This window comes from Microcoleus sp. S13_C3 (assembly GCF_036700905.1).
Taxonomy (GTDB): Bacteria; Cyanobacteriota; Cyanobacteriia; order Cyanobacteriales; family Microcoleaceae; genus Microcoleus.
This window is the reverse complement of record NZ_JAUBPT010000366.1, coordinates 1-1,061: the sequence shown is the minus strand read 5'-3', so window position 1 is coordinate 1,061 and position 1,061 is coordinate 1. Positions and strand designations below refer to the sequence as shown.

Genomic DNA, 1,061 nt, shown 5'->3' with positions numbered 1-1,061 from the left:
GGGCATAGGGCATAGGGCATAGGGCATAGGGCATAGGGCATAGGGCATACCTCACCACGCTTGAGAACCGCTATATATAGCAATCCTAAATAATTATGCAAATAATTTAGGATTGCTATAGTTTATTGCATCAGTCAGTAAGAAAATCATAATTTTTGAGATAAAATTCCCATTTTATGCGTTTTTTAAGGCTTTCGATAGTTTCTCTATTTGCTCTTTCTCTGAGTTGATTCTATGCAGGCATTTTTAGACTAATTGGATGAAGCTTGTTTGCGATTATACCGTCTTTAAATGCCTAAAAGCTTATGTCCTGGGAAAGATGCGATCGCACTCCTACCTCCCTAGCATTGTAAAAGTTGAAAGCCCACAGTCCACAAAGATTGTCGGGTACAGAGAAAAGCAAGCCTAGACAAACGAGTGTGAACCAGTTACCGAGGATTTTAGATGGTTATAAACAGTTCGTTGACCCGGCCCTTGGCTGTCGTGACGGGTGCCTCTAACGGTATCGGCTACGAACTCGCCAAACAGTTCGCTCAAAACGGATTCGATCTCCTAGTCACCGCCACCGGAGCGAGCATTAAAGAAGCGGCTCAAGCCTTTGAGGGGCTCGGTGCCAAAGTCGAGACAGTGCAGGCAGACCTCGCTACCTACGACGGTGTTGAGACGCTCTACAACCAGATAAAAGCGACTAATCGGCCAGTGGATGCGATCGCAATTAATGCCGGTGTCGGCGTCGGTGGCGACTTTGCCCGCGAGACAGACTTGAAGGACGAACTAAATCTGATTAACCTTAACGTTGTCTCGTCTGTGCATTTGGCTAAACGGGTAGTTAAGGATATGGTCGATCGGGGCCAGGGACGGATTCTATTCACTTCGTCGATTGCCGCCCTAATGCCGGGGCCATTCGAGGCAGTCTATGCAGCATCCAAAGCCTTCATCCACTCGTTTTCCGAGGCACTCCGCAATGAGTTAAAAGATACAGGTTTGACATCCTCCCCGCCGTAAACGGTCGGGGATTCTAAACATCACTGTTTAGGCTTCCTCTTTCCACGACTCGACTT

Annotated in this window: 1 protein-coding gene; it reads left to right on the top strand. The window is 47.4% G+C overall.

Going from position 1 to position 1,061, the window contains the following annotated elements; translation table 11 throughout:
- Positions 1 to 444: 444 nt before the first annotated feature.
- The gene (locus QUA16_RS36765) at positions 445 to 1,005 is read left to right on the top strand and encodes an SDR family NAD(P)-dependent oxidoreductase (protein ID WP_333109804.1); all 561 of its coding nucleotides are present in this window, start codon (positions 445 to 447) and stop codon (positions 1,003 to 1,005) included.
- Positions 1,006 to 1,061 lie beyond the last annotated feature (56 nt).

Bases quoted from the DNA above. Each gene is read 5' to 3' on its own strand.
- QUA16_RS36765 (WP_333109804.1), top strand. From the start codon at position 445: ATGGTTATAAACAGTTCGTTGACCCGGCCCTTGGCTGTCGTGACGGGT.